Source organism: Arthrobacter sp. NPDC055585, from assembly GCF_053619115.1.
Genome location: NZ_JBSHIT010000006.1, coordinates 242,418 through 257,570, shown reverse-complemented (window position 1 = coordinate 257,570; position 15,153 = coordinate 242,418). Strand labels below are relative to the sequence as shown.

General features: G+C 64.8%; 14 protein-coding genes and 3 tRNA genes. 3 read left to right on the top strand and 14 right to left on the bottom strand.

Annotation, left to right across the window (positions count from 1 at the left end; genetic code table 11):
- Positions 1–65: 65 nt before the first annotated feature.
- The 7 genes from ACWGQ2_RS12345 to ilvD form a co-directional block, all read right to left on the bottom strand.
- Positions 66–1,427: an FtsX-like permease family protein gene (locus ACWGQ2_RS12345; RefSeq protein ID WP_452017653.1), complete on the bottom strand. Its 1,362-nt coding sequence runs from the start codon at positions 1,425–1,427 to the stop codon at positions 66–68.
- The gene (locus tag ACWGQ2_RS12340; protein WP_452017651.1) at positions 1,424–2,134 is read right to left on the bottom strand and encodes an ABC transporter ATP-binding protein; all 711 of its coding nucleotides are present in this window, start codon (positions 2,132–2,134) and stop codon (positions 1,424–1,426) included. The genes ACWGQ2_RS12345 and ACWGQ2_RS12340 overlap by 4 nt, the downstream gene beginning before the upstream one ends.
- Positions 2,135–2,303: 169 nt before the next feature.
- The gene (serA, locus tag ACWGQ2_RS12335; RefSeq protein ID WP_452017649.1) at positions 2,304–3,899 is read right to left on the bottom strand and encodes a phosphoglycerate dehydrogenase; all 1,596 of its coding nucleotides are present in this window, start codon (positions 3,897–3,899) and stop codon (positions 2,304–2,306) included.
- Positions 3,900–4,058: 159 nt separating this feature from the next.
- Positions 4,059–5,084 (bottom strand): ketol-acid reductoisomerase, encoded by a 1,026-nt coding sequence (gene ilvC / locus ACWGQ2_RS12330; RefSeq protein WP_194782432.1) that lies wholly within the window; start codon positions 5,082–5,084, stop codon positions 4,059–4,061.
- Between the two features lie 45 nt (positions 5,085–5,129).
- Positions 5,130–5,642 carry an acetolactate synthase small subunit gene (gene ilvN / locus ACWGQ2_RS12325; protein WP_452017647.1) on the bottom strand — a complete coding sequence of 171 codons (513 nt, stop codon included), beginning with the start codon at positions 5,640–5,642 and terminating at the stop codon, positions 5,130–5,132.
- Between the two features lie 5 nt (positions 5,643–5,647).
- Positions 5,648–7,552 (bottom strand): acetolactate synthase large subunit, encoded by a 1,905-nt coding sequence (locus tag ACWGQ2_RS12320; RefSeq protein WP_452017645.1) that lies wholly within the window; start codon positions 7,550–7,552, stop codon positions 5,648–5,650.
- A 568-nt stretch (positions 7,553–8,120) separates the two neighbouring features.
- Positions 8,121–9,824, bottom strand: a complete 1,704-nt coding sequence (ilvD, locus tag ACWGQ2_RS12315; RefSeq protein WP_452017643.1) for a dihydroxy-acid dehydratase — start codon at positions 9,822–9,824, stop codon at positions 8,121–8,123.
- Between the two features lie 159 nt (positions 9,825–9,983).
- Here ilvD and ACWGQ2_RS12310 point away from each other — a divergent pair, with 159 nt between their 5' ends.
- Positions 9,984–10,424 (top strand): hypothetical protein, encoded by a 441-nt coding sequence (locus tag ACWGQ2_RS12310; protein ID WP_452017641.1) that lies wholly within the window; start codon positions 9,984–9,986, stop codon positions 10,422–10,424.
- Here the strand turns inward: ACWGQ2_RS12310 and ACWGQ2_RS12305 are convergent.
- The 3 genes from ACWGQ2_RS12305 to bcp all read right to left on the bottom strand — a co-directional run bounded on the left by ACWGQ2_RS12305 (position 10,421) and on the right by bcp (position 12,065).
- Complete coding sequence (locus ACWGQ2_RS12305; protein ID WP_452017639.1) at positions 10,421–11,386, bottom strand: 2-hydroxyacid dehydrogenase; 966 nt, start codon at positions 11,384–11,386, stop codon at positions 10,421–10,423. The genes ACWGQ2_RS12310 and ACWGQ2_RS12305 overlap by 4 nt on opposite strands.
- A 73-nt stretch (positions 11,387–11,459) precedes the next feature.
- Positions 11,460–11,544, bottom strand: a tRNA-Leu gene (locus ACWGQ2_RS12300).
- Between the two features lie 53 nt (positions 11,545–11,597).
- On the bottom strand, positions 11,598–12,065 hold the full coding sequence (bcp, locus tag ACWGQ2_RS12295) for a thioredoxin-dependent thiol peroxidase (protein WP_452017637.1): 468 nt from the start codon (positions 12,063–12,065) through the stop codon (positions 11,598–11,600).
- A gap of 147 nt (positions 12,066–12,212) precedes the next feature.
- Between bcp and ACWGQ2_RS12290 the strand changes: the two genes are divergently transcribed.
- Together ACWGQ2_RS12290 and ACWGQ2_RS12285 are read left to right on the top strand one after the other, a co-directional pair.
- On the top strand, positions 12,213–12,719 hold the full coding sequence (locus tag ACWGQ2_RS12290) for a MarR family winged helix-turn-helix transcriptional regulator (RefSeq protein WP_452017635.1): 507 nt from the start codon (positions 12,213–12,215) through the stop codon (positions 12,717–12,719).
- 144 nt (positions 12,720–12,863) lie between these two features.
- The gene (locus ACWGQ2_RS12285) at positions 12,864–13,700 is read left to right on the top strand and encodes a DUF1206 domain-containing protein (protein ID WP_452017633.1); all 837 of its coding nucleotides are present in this window, start codon (positions 12,864–12,866) and stop codon (positions 13,698–13,700) included.
- 2 nt (positions 13,701–13,702) lie between these two features.
- Here the strand turns inward: ACWGQ2_RS12285 and ACWGQ2_RS12280 are convergent, their stop codons facing one another.
- The 4 genes from ACWGQ2_RS12280 to ACWGQ2_RS12265 form a co-directional block, all read right to left on the bottom strand.
- On the bottom strand, positions 13,703–13,963 hold the full coding sequence (locus ACWGQ2_RS12280; protein ID WP_452017631.1) for a hypothetical protein: 261 nt from the start codon (positions 13,961–13,963) through the stop codon (positions 13,703–13,705).
- Between the two features lie 183 nt (positions 13,964–14,146).
- Positions 14,147–14,219 (bottom strand) — tRNA-Lys (locus tag ACWGQ2_RS12275).
- Between the two features lie 263 nt (positions 14,220–14,482).
- Positions 14,483–14,555: transfer RNA gene (locus ACWGQ2_RS12270), tRNA-Lys, on the bottom strand.
- 118 nt (positions 14,556–14,673) lie between these two features.
- Complete coding sequence (locus ACWGQ2_RS12265; protein ID WP_452017629.1) at positions 14,674–15,075, bottom strand: hypothetical protein; 402 nt, start codon at positions 15,073–15,075, stop codon at positions 14,674–14,676.
- Positions 15,076–15,153 lie beyond the last annotated feature (78 nt).

Below are 15,153 nucleotides of genomic sequence, written 5' to 3'. Positions count from 1 at the left end.
TTACCCTGTTTCGGCTGGGCTTGTCGCTTCGGGCCGGGCACTGCCCCAACCCGAAGCAACGTGCGTCAGCCGGCGTCGCGCTCCAGCACCGAGGTGAGCACCGGCGAGGTGGCTGCAAGTCCGGCGCGCACCAGGAAAACGCCGGCTGCGACGGAGGCGGCCAGGAACACCATCGCCACCGGATTGAAGAGGATCGCCGCTCCGGTCACGGGAAACACCAGCACACCGGAAACTGCCGCGGACGCGGCGCTGACCAGGACCACCGGATGCATCACGGCCCCGATGCGCGCTGCGTCGATGATGTCCCTAGGCATTCCCATCCGGTGCAGGCTGCGGTACAGCTCAGCCCGGTCCAGGACCGTGGCTGCCTGGTTGATGCCGGCGGAGCAGGCCACCATCAGGAATCCGGCGATGACGGTAATGATGACGCCCGTCAGCATGTCCTGGAGCAGGAAGTCTTCCGGGCCCTCAGCCTGTGCGGTCTGCAGCAGGGCCGCCCCGGCCCCGGCGACAACTGCCGTAAAGCACACCATTGACAGTGCGCTGACCTGGCGCCAGGCGGCCTTCGGCGCATCCAGCACAATGCGGGCGGCAAGCAGTGCCTGGGGCGTTGCTGCCCTGCGCAGGCGCCGCTTCGCGGATAGGGTCACCAGCCACGGCCCCACCAGGTTCAGTACTGCAAGACCTGCTGCGAACGCACCGAACATGATAGCCAGTGCCAGCGCCGCAATGCCGACGGGGGTCATCAGGGCAGCCACGCAGAGCACCACAATCAGGACAGCGATGCCGGCGCGGGACCAGTGGACCTTCTGCGCATCGGCCCGGGTGCGTACGCCCAGCGGGGAAATCACCACGCGGCGCAGGCTGATCACTGAGCTGACCGCCGCGAGGACCACAACTGCGGCAACAGCTATAAGAACAGCAGCGGGATGCAGCCAGAAGGCACTGCCCAGAGGTGCTCCGCGGAAGTGGATGAGCTGCACAAACGGGGCTAGCACCACGTAGCCCAGTACACCTGCGACGGCTCCGGCGAGGGCCTGTGCAGCGGCTTCCAGGACTGTCACCTGCCGGACCGTCTGAGCCGAAGCACCAAGCAGGCGGAGGGTGGAGAGGTGCTCATCGCGGCGGCGGGCTGAGAGACGTGCTGCCGACCCGCCCAGGGTAATCAGGGGAAGCACCAGCAGGATCAGCGCAAAGCCGGCCAGCAGCAGATACACGGATCCTTCGTCGTCTCCCCACTGGGTGAAGGACAGGGCTCCGGCGAGCACCGTCAGCAGCAAGGTGGTGACGACGGCGAACGAGGCGGCAGGAAGCAGCGCAGCGGCTGATCCCGAGGTGCCGGGCCGGTTCAGCAGCCAGGTGAGCCGCAGCGGTACAGCCCACCGCGAAGAATCCACGGCACGCACCAGGACGGAGGACTCACTCATCGGATGACTCCGGCGGTGTCGGCAACGATCCGCCCGTCTGCCAGCGTCACTATCCGCCCGCACCAGCGCGCGACCTCGGGATCGTGGGTGACCACCACCAGGGACCGACCGGTCCCAGCAACGGACTGCAGCAGCAGGGCCATCACATCCGCTGAGGTCCGGGAGTCCAGGGCCCCGGTCGGTTCATCAGCGAACAGCACCCGCGCTCCGTTCACCTGGGCACGGGCAATTGCCACCCGTTGTGCCTGGCCGCCGGACAGTTCACCGATCCGCCGCCCTTCCATCCCGGCCAGTCCCAGTGCCGCAAGGGCGGCAGCCGCGTGCTGCTCGGCAACCGGGCGCGCAGTGCCGTTGAGCATCAGGGCCAGTGCCACGTTCTCTCCGGCGGTCAGTTCGGGGATCAGCAGGCCCTGCTGGAACACAAACCCAAACTCGGTGCGGCGCAGTGCTGACCGTGCCTCATCATCGAGGGAGGTGACTTCCACCGGTGCAGCGCCGGAGTATCGGACACTTCCGGTATCCGGCAGCACAATGCCGGCCAGGCAGTGCAGCAGGGTGGTCTTGCCGGAACCGGAAGCACCCATGACGGCGGTGGCTTCGCCGGGCCGCACCTCCAGGCTGACACCGGACAGTGCCGGGGAATTTCCATAGGACTTGGTCAGGTTGGCGGCCGCGAGGAGGGGCGTGCCGGGCAGGGATGAACTCATGATTTCCATCCTGTCCCGGCGGGTCCCTACCGCACATCGCCTTCCGGCCTGAACCCTGCGCCCCGCGGTGTCGTACTGCGGGTGGAGACCATACGCCCCGCGGATGCGTCCCCGGACGCAGGAAAGGCCGGCCCCGTGCGGGTGCCGGCCTTTCCGAAAACAGGGCAGATTAGTCCTGCAGGTCCACTTCGCGTGCCACGGTTGCGCCGATGGCTTCGCGGACGGTTTCCAGGACGTCCTGCGGCACGGAGGAATCCACCGTGAGCAGGGACAGGGCCTGGCCACCCTCGGAGTTACGGGCAACCTGCATGCCGGCAATGTTGATGTCCGCTTCGCCCAGAATGCGGCCCAGGGCGCCGATGACGCCGGGACGGTCCTGGTAGAGCAGCACCAGCAGGTGCTCGCTGATCGGGATTTCGAGGTCGTAGCCGTTGACGCCCACGAGCTTCTGGATCTGCTTCGGACCGGTCAGCGTGCCGGCAACCTCAAGCTGGGTGCCGTCGGAGAGCGCGCCGCGGATGGTCAGCAGGTTCCGGTAGTCGTCGACGTCGGGGGTGGTGATGAGGCGGACGGCGATGCCGCGCTGCTCAGCCAGCACCGGAGCGTTTACGTAGGAGACCTGCTCCGAGACGATGTCGGTGAAGATGCCCTTCAGCGCTGCCAGTTCAAGTGCCTTCACATCCAGTGCCGCGATTTCGCCGGCCACCTCAATGTCGATGGCGGTCATTGAATCGTGGGACAGGGCGGTGAAGATCCGGCCCAGCTTTTCGATCAGCGGGATGCCCGGGCGGACGTCCTCGGCGATCACACCGCCGGCGACGTTCACGGCGTCGGGCACCAGTTCACCAGCCAGGGCCAGGCGCACTGACTTGGCAACGGAGATGCCCGCCTTTTCCTGCGCTTCGTCGGTGGAGGCACCCAGGTGCGGGGTGACAATGACGTTGTCCAGGGCGAAGAACGGCAGGTCAGTGCTCGGTTCCTTCACGAAGACGTCGACGCCGGCGCCGGCGATCTTGCCTTCGGTCAGCGCGGTGTAAAGCGCGTCTTCGTCCACGAGGCCGCCGCGGGCGACGTTCACCACGTAGGCGGTGTCCTTCATCTTCTCGAACGCCTCGGCGCCGAGCATGCCCAGCGTCTCAGGAGTCTTGGGCATGTGGATGGTCACGAAGTCGGACTGTTCCAGCAGCTCATCCAGGGTGACCAGCTTGACGTTCAGCTGGGCCGCCCGGGCGGAAGTGATGTACGGGTCGTAGGCCAGGACCTCGGTGCCGAAGCCCTGGACGCGGGCTGCCACGAGGGCGCCGATGCGGCCCAGGCCAATGATGCCGACCTTCTTTTCGAACAGTTCGGTGCCGGTGTACTTGGAGCGCTTCCACTCTCCGCCCTTAAGGGCGCTGGAAGCCTGCGGAATGTGCCGGGCCAGGGAGAGGATGTGGCCAACGGTCAGTTCGGCAGCGGAGATGATGTTCGACGTCGGGGCGTTGACCACCATAACGCCGGCCTGGGTGGCGGAGCGGATGTCCACGTTGTCCAGGCCAACGCCTGCGCGGGCGATGACCTTGAGGTTCTTGGCGGCCGCAATTGCTTCGGCATCCACCTGGGTGGCGGAGCGCACCAGGATCGCGTCGACATCCGCGATGGCGGAGAGCAGCTGGGAACGGTCCGCGCCGTCGGTCTGGCGGATCTCAAAATCGGGGCCCAGGGCCTCAACCGTGGCCGGGGAGAGTTCCTCCGCGAGAAGTACTACTGGTTTGGTGGCAGTCACCGATGACCTCTTTAGCTGTGTGTCGATGTGGTTTTGGGTATTTCACGCCGAAGGCCGGACCCCATGCAGGGCCCGGCCTCCTTACCGAAACGGCTTGCTTTTCAAGCGTAACGCCGCGGTTCCGGACACGAACAATCCGTGTCTTTGTTACTGGCGGAATTAGCGGGCGACGGAGCCTTCGGTGTAATCGTCGTCGGACTTGATCCAGGAGAAGAGCTTGCGCAGTTCGCGGCCGGTGGCCTCGATCGGGTGGTCTTCACCCTTCTGGCGCAGTTCCTTGAACTCCGGTGCGCCGGCGTCCTGGTCATCGATGAAGCGCTTGGCGAAGGCACCGTTCTGGATGTCCGCGAGGACAGCCTTCATGTTTTCCTTCACCTCGGGGGTGATCACGCGCGGGCCGGAGACGTAGTCGCCGTACTCAGCGGTGTCGGAAACGCTCCAGCGCTGCTTGGCGATGCCGCCCTCGACCATCAGGTCAACAATCAGCTTGAGCTCGTGCAGGACCTCGAAGTAAGCGACCTCCGGCTTGTAGCCGGCTTCGGTCAGGGTTTCGAAGCCGTACTGGATCAGCTGGGAAGCGCCGCCGCAGAGGACAGCCTGCTCGCCGAACAGGTCGGTTTCGGTTTCTTCGGTGAAGGTGGTCTCGATGACGCCTGCACGGGTGCCGCCAATGGCCTTGGCGTAGGAAAGTGCCAGGTCCTTGGCCTTGCCCGAGGCATCCTGCTCGACGGCGATCAGGTCGGGAACACCGCGGCCTGCTTCGAATTCGCGGCGGACAATGTGGCCCGGGCCCTTGGGAGCAACCAGAGCGACGTCGACGTCGGCCGGCGGCTGGATGTAGCCGTAGCGGATGTTGAAGCCGTGGCCGAAGAAGAGGGCGTCGCCGGACTTCAGGTTCGGGGCGATTTCCTCGGCGTAGACGAAGCGCTGGACCTGGTCCGGGGTGAGGACCATGATCAGGTCTGCCTCGGCAACGGCGTCGGCAACGCTGAGGACCTTCAGGCCCTCGGCTTCTGCCTTGGCGCGGGACTTGGAGCCTTCCTTGAGGCCAACGCGGACATCAACACCGGAATCACGCAGGCTCAGGGCGTGTGCGTGGCCCTGGCTGCCGTAGCCGATGACGGCGACTTTGCGTCCCTGGATGATCGACAGGTCTGCGTCGTCGTCGTAATACATGTCAGTCACTTCAATATCTCCTGTTTGGTCTTGGATAAAGGTTTGTGGGTGGAACTAGGCGCTGCGCAGCGCGCGGTCGGACATCGACTTTGCGCCGCGGCCGATGGCCAGGGTTCCGGATTGAACAATTTCGCGGATGCCAAAGGGCTCCAGCACTGAGAGCAGTGCGTTGAGCTTATCGGCGGTGCCAGTTGCCTCAACGATCAGGGAGTCTGTAGACACATCTACCACTGAAGCACGGAACAGCTCGGCCGCCTGGGTTACCTGCAGCCGGGTTGCGGCATCCGCGCGAACCTTGACCAAGATGTGGTCGCGTTGCACGGAAGACTCGGGAACAAGTTCGACAATCTTGATGACGTTGACGAGCTTGTTCAGTTGCTTGGTGACCTGCTCCAACAGGTCACCTTCGGCCTCGACAACCACGGTGATGCGGGAAAGACCCGCAACCTCCGACGGCCCGACAGCCAAAGAATTGATGTTGAACGCCCGTCGGGCGAACAGGGACGCAACCCGGGTCAGGACACCGGGAACGTCTTCTACCAGCACGGAAAGGGTGTGGCGTGCCATGTTCCCTACTCCTCCTCTTCCCAGGTGGGTGTCATGTTGCGGGCGATCTGGATGAGGTCATTGCTGACTCCGGAGGGAACCATCGGCCAGACCATCGCGTCGCGGCTGACCACGAAGTCGATGACAACGGGACGGTCGTTGATGGACAGTGCCTTCTCGATCGTCGCGTCGATGTCCTCTTCGCGTTCGCAGCGCAGTCCCACACAGCCGTAGGCGTCGGCGAGCTTCACGAAGTCCGGAACCCGAACCGTGTCATGCCCGGTGTTCAGGTCCGTATTGGAGTAGCGGGACTCATAGAACAGGGTCTGCCACTGGCGGACCATGCCCAGGGAGGAGTTGTTGATGATGGCTACCTTGATCGGGATGTTGTTGATCAGGCAGGTGGCCAGTTCCTGGTTGGTCATCTGGAAGCAGCCGTCGCCGTCGATCGCCCAGACCACACGGTCAGGGTTGCCGACCTTGGCGCCCATGGCTGCCGGCACCGAGTAGCCCATGGTGCCCAGGCCGCCGGAGTTCAGCCAGGCGCGGGGACGCTCGTAGTTGATGAACTGGGCAGACCACATCTGGTGCTGGCCAACACCTGCCACGTAGACGCCCTCGGGGCCGGTGAGTTCACCGATCCGCTTGATCACGTGCTGCGGTGCAACCTGGCCGTCTTCGGGTTCGGTCCAGCCGGTGGGGTAGGTTTCCTGAATCCGGTTTAGGACTGCCCACCAGGCCGTGATGTCCGGTGTGCCGGTGGCTTCGAACTGGCTGCGGACAGCGTCCGTCAGCTCCGGGATGATCTCCTTCACGGATCCGACGATCGGCACGTCTGCGGTGCGGTTCTTCGAGATCTCCGCCGGATCGATGTCCGCGTGGATGACCTTGGCTCCAGGAGCGAAGGAAGAGAGCACACCGGTGACGCGGTCATCGAAGCGCGCACCAAGGGTGATGAGCAGGTCCGACTGCTGCAGCGCGGTAACGGCCGAGACCGAGCCGTGCATGCCGGGCATGCCTACATGCTGCTGATGCGAATCCGGGAACACGCCACGGGCCATCAGGGTGGTCACAACGGGTGCGCCGACCGCCTCCGCCAGTTCCAGCAGTTCCGCTGAGGCATCAGCCTTGAGCACACCGCCGCCCACGTAGAACACCGGGCGCTGGGAAGCCGCAATCAGCCGGGCTGCCTCGCGGACCTGCTTGGAGTGGCCGCGCACCACGGTGCGGTAGCCGGGCAGGTCGATCTTCGGCGGCCAGGAGAACGTGGTCTTGGCTTGCTGTGCGTCCTTGGTGATGTCCACCAGGACCGGGCCGGGACGGCCGCTCGTTGCAATATGGAACGCTTCAGCAAGGATCCTGGGGATCTCGTCAGCGTTGGTCACCAGGAAGGAATGCTTGGTGATCGGCATGGTGATACCGACGATGTCCGCTTCCTGGAACGCATCGGAACCGATCACGGCGCTGTTGACCTGTCCGGTGATCGCAACCATCGGAACTGAGTCCATGTGCGCGTCGGCAATGGCGGTTACCAGGTTGGTGGCGCCTGGGCCCGACGTCGCAATGCAGACACCTGCACGGCCGGTGACCATGGCGTAGCCTTCGGCTGCGTGGCCGGCGCCCTGTTCGTGCCGGACGAGGATGTGCCGCAGCTTGGTGGAATCCATCAGCGGGTCGTAGGTGGGCAGGATCGCCCCGCCCGGCAGACCGAAGACGTCTTCGACTCCGAGTTCTTCCAGCGACCGGACGATGGCCTGCGAACCGGTCATCTGAGTCGGCGGTACTACGTTATTGGGGCCCTGGACGCGGGTGTCCATGGCTTCAGCCGGGTTGACAGAAAGAGCTGCATCTTTGTTTTTGGACGGCACGGTGCGGGCCGGGCCTGTCTTGTGTGCCATCAGCGACGGGCTGGCTGGCGATCCCTTACTCATCGGAAACTTCCTTTGCGGATACATATCCATTTTGTTCTGATGCGGCGGCCGCCCGGGGGGTAAGCCCGGAGCGGTCTCTGTGCTTTCTGAAGCCAATAAAAAAACCCCTCGTGCCTGTTGGCTCCGTAGGGGTCCGCGCGTGACGTCTTTTTCAAGTCGGGCTGTTACGCCACGCGCTTGCTAAGGACGACGGTTACGATCTGCATAAAGATCAGTGTTCCCCTCCTCCGCTGACGGTGTCAACCGGAGGCTGTTCCATCTCATTATATGGACAAACCGTCCCACTCTCCGGACACGAGAACCTTCAGGCGAGCCGCGCCGCAGGGACCCTCCCCCACCACCGAGATGACAGAAACGGCTCGTATGAAGCCTGTAACGAGCAGTTTCTGCCATTTCGGGAGTACGGCGGGTGCCCTGGCGACGCCCGCCCGCCCAAGGCGGCAGGGCACCCACCCGCGCTAGCGGGTCTTCAGCACCCGCCCGCCCAAGGCGGCAGGGCTTAATAAGGTTGATGCGCCTTAGGGGCCCCAAGGGCATCCGCGCCAGCGGGTGCCCTTGGGGAGGCGTATCAACCGCAGTAAGCCCCGGTGGAAGCCGAGTTGACCATCTTCGCGTATTTGGAGAGGACACCCTTGGTGAACTTTGCCGGCAGCGGCTCCCAGCCGACCTTGCGGGCTTCGAGCTCTTCGGGCTCCACCAGGAGGTCGAACGTACGGGCAGCGATGTCCACGCGGATGCGGTCGCCCTCCTTGACGAAGGCGATCGGTCCGCCGTCGACTGCTTCCGGTGCCACGTGGCCGATGCACAGGCCGGTGGTGCCACCGGAGAAGCGGCCGTCGGTCAGCAGCAGCACGTCCTTGCCCAGGCCGGCACCCTTGATGGCGCCGGTGATGGCGAGCATCTCGCGCATGCCGGGGCCGCCCTTGGGTCCCTCGTAGCGGATGACGACGACGTCGCCGGCATGGATCTGTCCGGCGTCGAGCGCGTCGAGTGCGCCCTGCTCACGTTCGAAGACGCGCGCCGTGCCCTCGAAGACATCGGCGTCGAAGCCAGCGGACTTTACGACGGCGCCTTCCGGAGCCAGCGATCCCTTCAGGATGGTGATGCCGCCGGTCTTGTGGATCGGGTTGTCGATGGCGCGGAGCACCTTGCCGTCGGGGTCCGGCGGGTTGATGGCTTCGAGGTTCTCGGCAACGGTCTTGCCCGTGACGGTGAGGCAGTCGCCGTGCAGCAGGCCGGCGTCGAGCAGTGCGCGCATGATGACGGGCACGCCGCCGATCTTGTCGACGTCGTACATCACGTAGCGGCCGAACGGCTTGAGGTCACCCAGGTGCGGGATCTTGTCGCCGATGCGGTTGAAGTCCTCCAGGGTGAGGTCCACTTCGGCTTCACGGGCGATGGCCAGCAGGTGCAGGACGGCGTTGGTGGAGCCGCCGAATGCCATGGTGACGGCAATGGCGTTCTCGAATGCCTTCTTGGTCATGATGTCGCGGGCGGTGATGCCCTTGCGCAGCAGGTTCACGACGGCTTCGCCGGACTTGCGGGCGAATTCGTCCCGGCGGCGGTCTGCCGAGGGCGGGGCTGCGGAACCGGGCAGGGACATACCCAGGGCCTCACCGATGCAGGCCATGGTGTTGGCCGTGTACATGCCGCCGCAGGCGCCTTCGCCGGGGCAGATGGCACGTTCGATGGTGTCCAGGTCCTTGAGGCTCATCTTGCCGGCGGCGCAGGCACCGACGGCTTCGAAGGCGTCAATCAGGGTGACTTCCTTCTCCGTTCCGTCTTCAAGCTTGGCGAAGCCGGGCATGATCGATCCGGCGTAGAGGAAGACGCTGGAGAGGTCCAGGCGGGCAGCTGCCATCAGCATGCCGGGCAGGGACTTGTCGCAGCCGGCCAGCAGGACGGAGCCGTCCAGGCGCTCGGCCATCATCACGGTTTCAACGGAGTCGGCAATGACTTCGCGGGACACCAGGGAGAAGTGCATGCCCTCATGGCCCATTGAAATGCCGTCGGAGACGGAGATGGTGCCGAACTGCATGGGGAAGCCGCCGCCGGCGTGCACGCCTTCCTTGGCGCCCTGGGCCAGCCGGTTCAGGGAGAGGTTGCAGGGGGTAATTTCGTTCCAGGAACTGGCAATGCCGATCTGGGGTTTGGCGAAATCGTCATCACCCATTCCCACCGCGCGGAACATGCCGCGCGCAGGCGCTGCATGGATACCGTCGGTGACGACTCGGCTGCGGGGTTTGATGTCAGGGGTGCTCTCCGTGGTCATAGCAAAATCCTATTCCTTTCCCGCCCGGCCCCGCGCATCCAGCCACGGCGCCGGGTCCGTGTTACGTCCGGGTTACGCCGCCCGCACAGCCGGATGAAGTTTGCCCGCCCGCCCGGCGCGCTTCCCCCGATGTGGGTGCGAGTCCATACACTGGGGAGCATGACAGCGGAAACAGGATCGGAAGATGCCCACTCCAGCGATGAGCTGAAATCCTCCCTCCGCCGGGTCTTCGACTCACAGATGCCCAACTACGGCGACTACAACCTGGTCTGCGCCACTCCCCTGCCGGATTCCTCGGGGTACTTCGTCCTGGGCTACCGCTGGAGCCCGCCGGAACTGGTGTTCGCACCGTTTGCTGCGGACTCGCTGCAGGGCCTGGAGCCGCCAACGGCAGTGAACACCACCAACCTCTCCCACACGGATGAGGTTTTTCCCGGCGGCTATGAGGTGGGCACCAGCACCGGCCGTGTCTTCAGGTTCGGGGTCGAGGCGGAAGCTGAACTCCCAGCCGCTCCGAGCGGTGAGCGCCGGCTGCTGCGCCAGGACGGTGACCGGACGGACTTCCACTCGTTCCTGGATGTGTTCCTGGACCTGGCTTAGGCCCCGGACTGCTGCCAGGGACCGGCCTGGACCAGGTTCAGTGGCTCTTTCCCGGCCGCAAGCTGCTGCACCTGGCGGCGGAGAAAGTCTTCAATCCGAGGGGTGAAGGCTTCTGAGTTGCCGCCTACATGCGGCGTAATGATCACATTGGCGCAGCTCCAGAGCGGATGGTCCGCCGGCAGCGGCTCCGGATCCACAACATCCAGCGCCGCGCGTAGCCTCCCAGAGACAACCTCCCTGGTCAGCGCCGTCGTATCGACAACGGCACCGCGGGCCACATTGACAACCAGCGCTCCGTCGGGAAGTGCAGCCAGCACCCGTGCGCCGATGAGTCCGCGCGTGTGCTCATTGAGCGGGGTAATAACCACCAGTACCTCGGTATCGGCAGCCAGTTCCACCAGCTCATCCACGCCATGAACACGCCCATCGGCGTCGTCCCGCGGCGTGCTGCCAACCCGGGTGAGCCGGACTTCGAACGGTTCAAGGCGGGCGGCGATCTCCCTGCCGATTCCGCCCACACCGACCAGCGTGACCTTCCGGTCCGCCAGCCCGGGGTGCCGCTGCGGGTTCCACCGGCCATGCTGCTGGTCCCGAACGGCCGCATCGATTCCGCGCAGTGAGGCGAGCATTAGTCCTACGGCCAGTTCAGCGGTGGCAGCCGCGTGAACACCTGCGGCGCTTGCCACGGCTGTCCCCTGCCCCGCGAGTTCCGGCAGACCGTCGTAGCCGGTTGTCTGTGCCTGGAGCAGCCGCAGGTTCGGCACCCGGGCAATGCCCTGCTGCCAGGAAGTGCCGCCCGTGTACGGTGCGACGACGGCATCGATGTCTTCGTAGCTGACGCCCTCGGGGTCGCCGTCGAAGTCCCAGAGAACAGCCCGCATCCCGGCGGGGAGCGGTGAGAGGGCATCAAGAAGCTGCGGTGTGGGCACGGTGATGGTGCGCACTTTCGGTTCGGCTGACATGCTTCCCTACCCTAGCGGCGGTGCCCGCCGGGCAAAGAAAAACACCCCGGCCGGTGACCGGGGTGTTTTGCTCTGGTGCGCGAGGAGGGACTTGAACCCACACGTCCGAAGACACTGGAACCTAAATCCAGCGCGTCTGCCAATTCCGCCACTCGCGCGCGGCAGGCCCACCGGTTCCCCGGCGAAAGCCAGCCTTTAGTGTACCCGAGGTTCAGTCGAGACCGAGATCACGCCGCAGCTTGGCAACATGGCCGGTGGCGCGGACGTTGTACTGGGCGAGGGAAACCTTGCCCTCGGGATCAACGACGATGGTGGAACGGATGAGCCCTTCGTAGGTCTTTCCGTAGTTCTTCTTCTCGCCCCACGCTCCGTAGGCCTCCGCCACGGCGTGGTCCGGGTCGGAGAGCAGCGGGAAGTTCAGGGACTCATCCGCGGCGAACTTGGCCAGTTTCTCCACCTTGTCCGGCGAGATGCCGAGGACTGAGTACCCGGAAGAGGCAAGTGAATTCAGGTTGTCACGGAAGTCGCAGGCTTCCTTGGTGCATCCCGGAGTTGCTGCCGCCGGGTAGAAATAAATAATGACGCTGCGGCCGCGCAGGTCAGCCAGGGACTGGGCAGAGGAGTCCGAAGCCGTCAGGGTGAAATCGGGCGCCGGGTCACCGGGGGTGAGTTTCGACATAAGAGACGGGGCTCCTTAGGTATCAATTGAGCAAAGGCTGTGTCACAGGACGACAGCAGGCTTGCGGTTGGCTATCCTAGACACTGGATTTGTAGGCTATCCGATCAGGCCGCGTGAATCCGCACTCGAAAGGAAGAGTTCAGTTTTATGCCGGATATGGAGCACTGGCCCACCGGTCGCCTCTTATCAACAGCCGCACGCCTGGTAGAACATGCCTGGAACGAGCGGCTGGTCAGAATAGGAGTGACCCACGCGGGCGTTATCGCCCTTGGAGTTCTGGATTCCCAGGGCCCCATGACTCAGGCGCATCTTGCGCAGCTGGTTCGCGTTCAAGCACAGACGATGGGCAAGACGCTTGCCCGTCTCGAAGCACACGGGCACGTCACCCGGGTCCGCAACGACCTGGACAAGCGCAGCCACATGGTGTCCATCACTCCTGCCGGCATTGAAGCCCTGCATGAGGCACAGGACATCGAGCGCACCCTGCTCGACGGCGGGGAGCTGCTTTCCGAAGACCTGCGCAGTCAGCTGCGTACGGTCATTCGCGAACTCGGCAATCCGCGCTGGCACATGGCAGTGGATGTTCCGGGCCTCCCGGTACCGCTGGACGCACCCCTGGACGTCCCGCTGGACACCGCTACCAGGACAGCCTAGGGCTGCACAGGGACTCGGGTTTTTACGCCGGAGGGCGCACCGTTTTGGTGCGCCCTCCGGCGTTTAATCTCTTAGCGCACCCCACGCCCCGCCGGGGCTACTGTAGATCCACAGCCACAGTGAAGCCGGCAGGAGGATGGGGTGATGAGTGCCGAACCTGACCGGGATGCCGGCAGCGAGACCGCCGAAGCACTCCAGGAAGCGGCAGACAGCCCTGGACTGGACATTCTGGCCCGGTCTGGGTTTGCAGTCCTTGCCCTGCTGCACATCCTCGTTGGCTCAATCGCAGCCGGTGTTGCGCTTGGCGGCTACGGGCAGGCGGAGACCAGCGGTGCCATAGGTCCGCTGGCGCGTTCGGAGCCTTTCGGCCCCCTGCTTATGTGGGGCGGGTGCATCGCCTGTGCCTCCCTGGCACTGTGGCAGCTTGCCGAAGCTACCGTGCGCGTGCGCCATAAGCCGCTGCGGGACAGACTGGCCAAGGGCGTTTCTTCCGGGGCGCTGGTCTTTATCTACGGCAGTGTTGCAGGTACGTTCGCTGCCTTCGCCGCCGGCAGGGGACGGGATTCCGGAGACAGGACCTCGGACTTCAGCGCCGCCGTCCTGAATTCACCGGCGGGCTCCCCCGCTTTGGGCGCAGTCGGTGCGCTGGTCCTCGGCATCGGCGCCTACTTCGTCTTCAAGGGATGTGCACGGAGGTTCCGGCCGGAACTGAAGTATTTCGCGGACACCCGCCGGGGCCATCTGCTGAATGCACTCGGTGTGGCCGGCCACATCGGAAAGGGCATAGCGCTGTTCCTGGTGGGGCTGCTCTTTATCGCAGCTGCCGTCAACCACCGGCCAGAGGAATCGACGGGCCTGGACGGCAGCCTGCAGGCGCTGATGCGCTATCCGTTCGGGCCACCTCTGATCCTTGCGATTGCTGCCGGGCTCATCTGCTACGGAGTCTTCGCCCTGGTGCGCGCCCGCTGGGGCAGGATGTAGAACTAGCCCACGGGCACTTCAACCCATTCCGGTCCGCCCTGCCACCTAACGTGCATGCTTGCCGGCGGCTGGTAGCCCCCGTGATGGTGGAGATGGAACTCCACCCCCTCCTCCGGTGCCAGATCCATGCCGGCTGGAAGGTCCTGGGATGTTGCTCCGGTCCGGGCCAGATCCACCATCACTTCATCCAGCGACCTGCCGCTTGTATTGCGGAGCACATAAGTGTCCTTGGCCGGATTCTCGATTCGGACTTCACTGCTCATGGCAGGCTCCCGTGATAAGGCATGCTGAGCCGCCGGAAAACGGCTCCTTACTCCCGGCGATGCTACGGCAGTCAGGCCAGCCGCCGGAAGGCCCGACGGCGGGCAGAGGCCTCCGGACGGCAAACGAAAAGCCCCGTCCTGGTCCGGCATACTGCCTGACAAGGACGGGGCTTTCCTGCACTGTGCACCCCCCGGGACTTGAACCCGGAACCCATTGATTAAGAGTCAATTGCTCTGCCAATTGAGCTAGAGGTGCGTGGCGGTGATCAGTTTCGGCGAACTTGCCGGGCGATCAGCACCGGGAAAATACTCTACCATCCTTTTTCCCGCAGTCCTAAACGGCGCCCGCCGCAGTGCTTATGCATTCCCGTGGCCATGTCGGCGCCTGCGGCCGCCCGCCGCGCAGCGCCTGAACCCGGCCGGCCGCCCGTCAACGGGCCCGGAACGTACCGCCGCCGGGAGGAGGCCAACCAAAAAAGACCCGCCGTTCCGGTAAGCCGGAACAGCGGGTCTTGGCTGTGCACCCCCCGGGACTTGAACCCGGAACCCATTGATTAAGAGTCAATTGCTCTGCCAATTGAGCTAGAGGTGCTGGCAGCTGCTGAGAGCATTCATGCTGGTGAAACCAGCTCTTTGCGCTCGGCAACGACATGAAACTCTACCAGTACTTTTCCGCTGGCGAAAACCAAACCGGGCAAGTGAGAGCTGATTCACAGCCGGGCGGACCCATCGGCCCCGCGGGGATGCTCCGGAGGCACCATAAGCTCCCCCGGGCGGGACTGCCACTCGGGCCCGTTGTGGACAATCCAGGTACGCCGCGGACTTCCCGTTCCGGCGTCCAGTGAACTGACCTCGACCGTCACCGTACCCGCCGATCCCGGCATCGCCTGCTTCCAGCCGGGAAGGTCCGGGTCCTTGCGGGCGCTGACGGGGACGGAAGCGGCGCCCGGCTTTGCCGGATCAGGGAAAAACCGCCCGCTTCGGGAAAGCACCGGATTCCTGCGCAGCCGTTCCAGCACAGCCCCGGCGGCCGCGGCGGTCAAGCCGAGAGCCGCCCCGGCAGCCAGTGCTGTCAGGGCAGGACGTCCATTGCCGGCCGAGGAGGTGCCCATGTTTCGACGCTACGGCCGGGCGGGACCGCTGTCCATCCGTTTCCGGGAAAACCGCAGGGCACTGTGTAACCGAATTGT

Excerpts from the sequence above, each read along its gene's own strand:
- ACWGQ2_RS12340 (WP_452017651.1), bottom strand. The coding sequence starts at position 2,134 with ATGAGTTCATCCCTGCCCGGCACGCCCCTCCTCGCGGCCGCCAACCTG.
- bcp (WP_452017637.1), bottom strand. The coding sequence starts at position 12,065 with ATGTCGAAACTCACCCCCGGTGACCCGGCGCCCGATTTCACCCTGACG.
- ilvD (WP_452017643.1), bottom strand. The coding sequence starts at position 9,824 with ATGACCACGGAGAGCACCCCTGACATCAAACCCCGCAGCCGAGTCGTC.
- ACWGQ2_RS12320 (WP_452017645.1), bottom strand. The coding sequence starts at position 7,552 with ATGAGTAAGGGATCGCCAGCCAGCCCGTCGCTGATGGCACACAAGACA.
- ACWGQ2_RS12290 (WP_452017635.1), top strand. The coding sequence starts at position 12,213 with ATGCCGGATATGGAGCACTGGCCCACCGGTCGCCTCTTATCAACAGCC.
- ACWGQ2_RS12305 (WP_452017639.1), bottom strand. The coding sequence starts at position 11,386 with ATGTCAGCCGAACCGAAAGTGCGCACCATCACCGTGCCCACACCGCAG.
- ACWGQ2_RS12345 (WP_452017653.1), bottom strand. The coding sequence starts at position 1,427 with ATGAGTGAGTCCTCCGTCCTGGTGCGTGCCGTGGATTCTTCGCGGTGG.
- ACWGQ2_RS12285 (WP_452017633.1), top strand. The coding sequence starts at position 12,864 with ATGAGTGCCGAACCTGACCGGGATGCCGGCAGCGAGACCGCCGAAGCA.
- ACWGQ2_RS12280 (WP_452017631.1), bottom strand. The coding sequence starts at position 13,963 with ATGAGCAGTGAAGTCCGAATCGAGAATCCGGCCAAGGACACTTATGTG.
- ilvN (WP_452017647.1), bottom strand. The coding sequence starts at position 5,642 with ATGGCACGCCACACCCTTTCCGTGCTGGTAGAAGACGTTCCCGGTGTC.
- ACWGQ2_RS12310 (WP_452017641.1), top strand. The coding sequence starts at position 9,984 with ATGACAGCGGAAACAGGATCGGAAGATGCCCACTCCAGCGATGAGCTG.
- ACWGQ2_RS12265 (WP_452017629.1), bottom strand. The coding sequence starts at position 15,075 with ATGGGCACCTCCTCGGCCGGCAATGGACGTCCTGCCCTGACAGCACTG.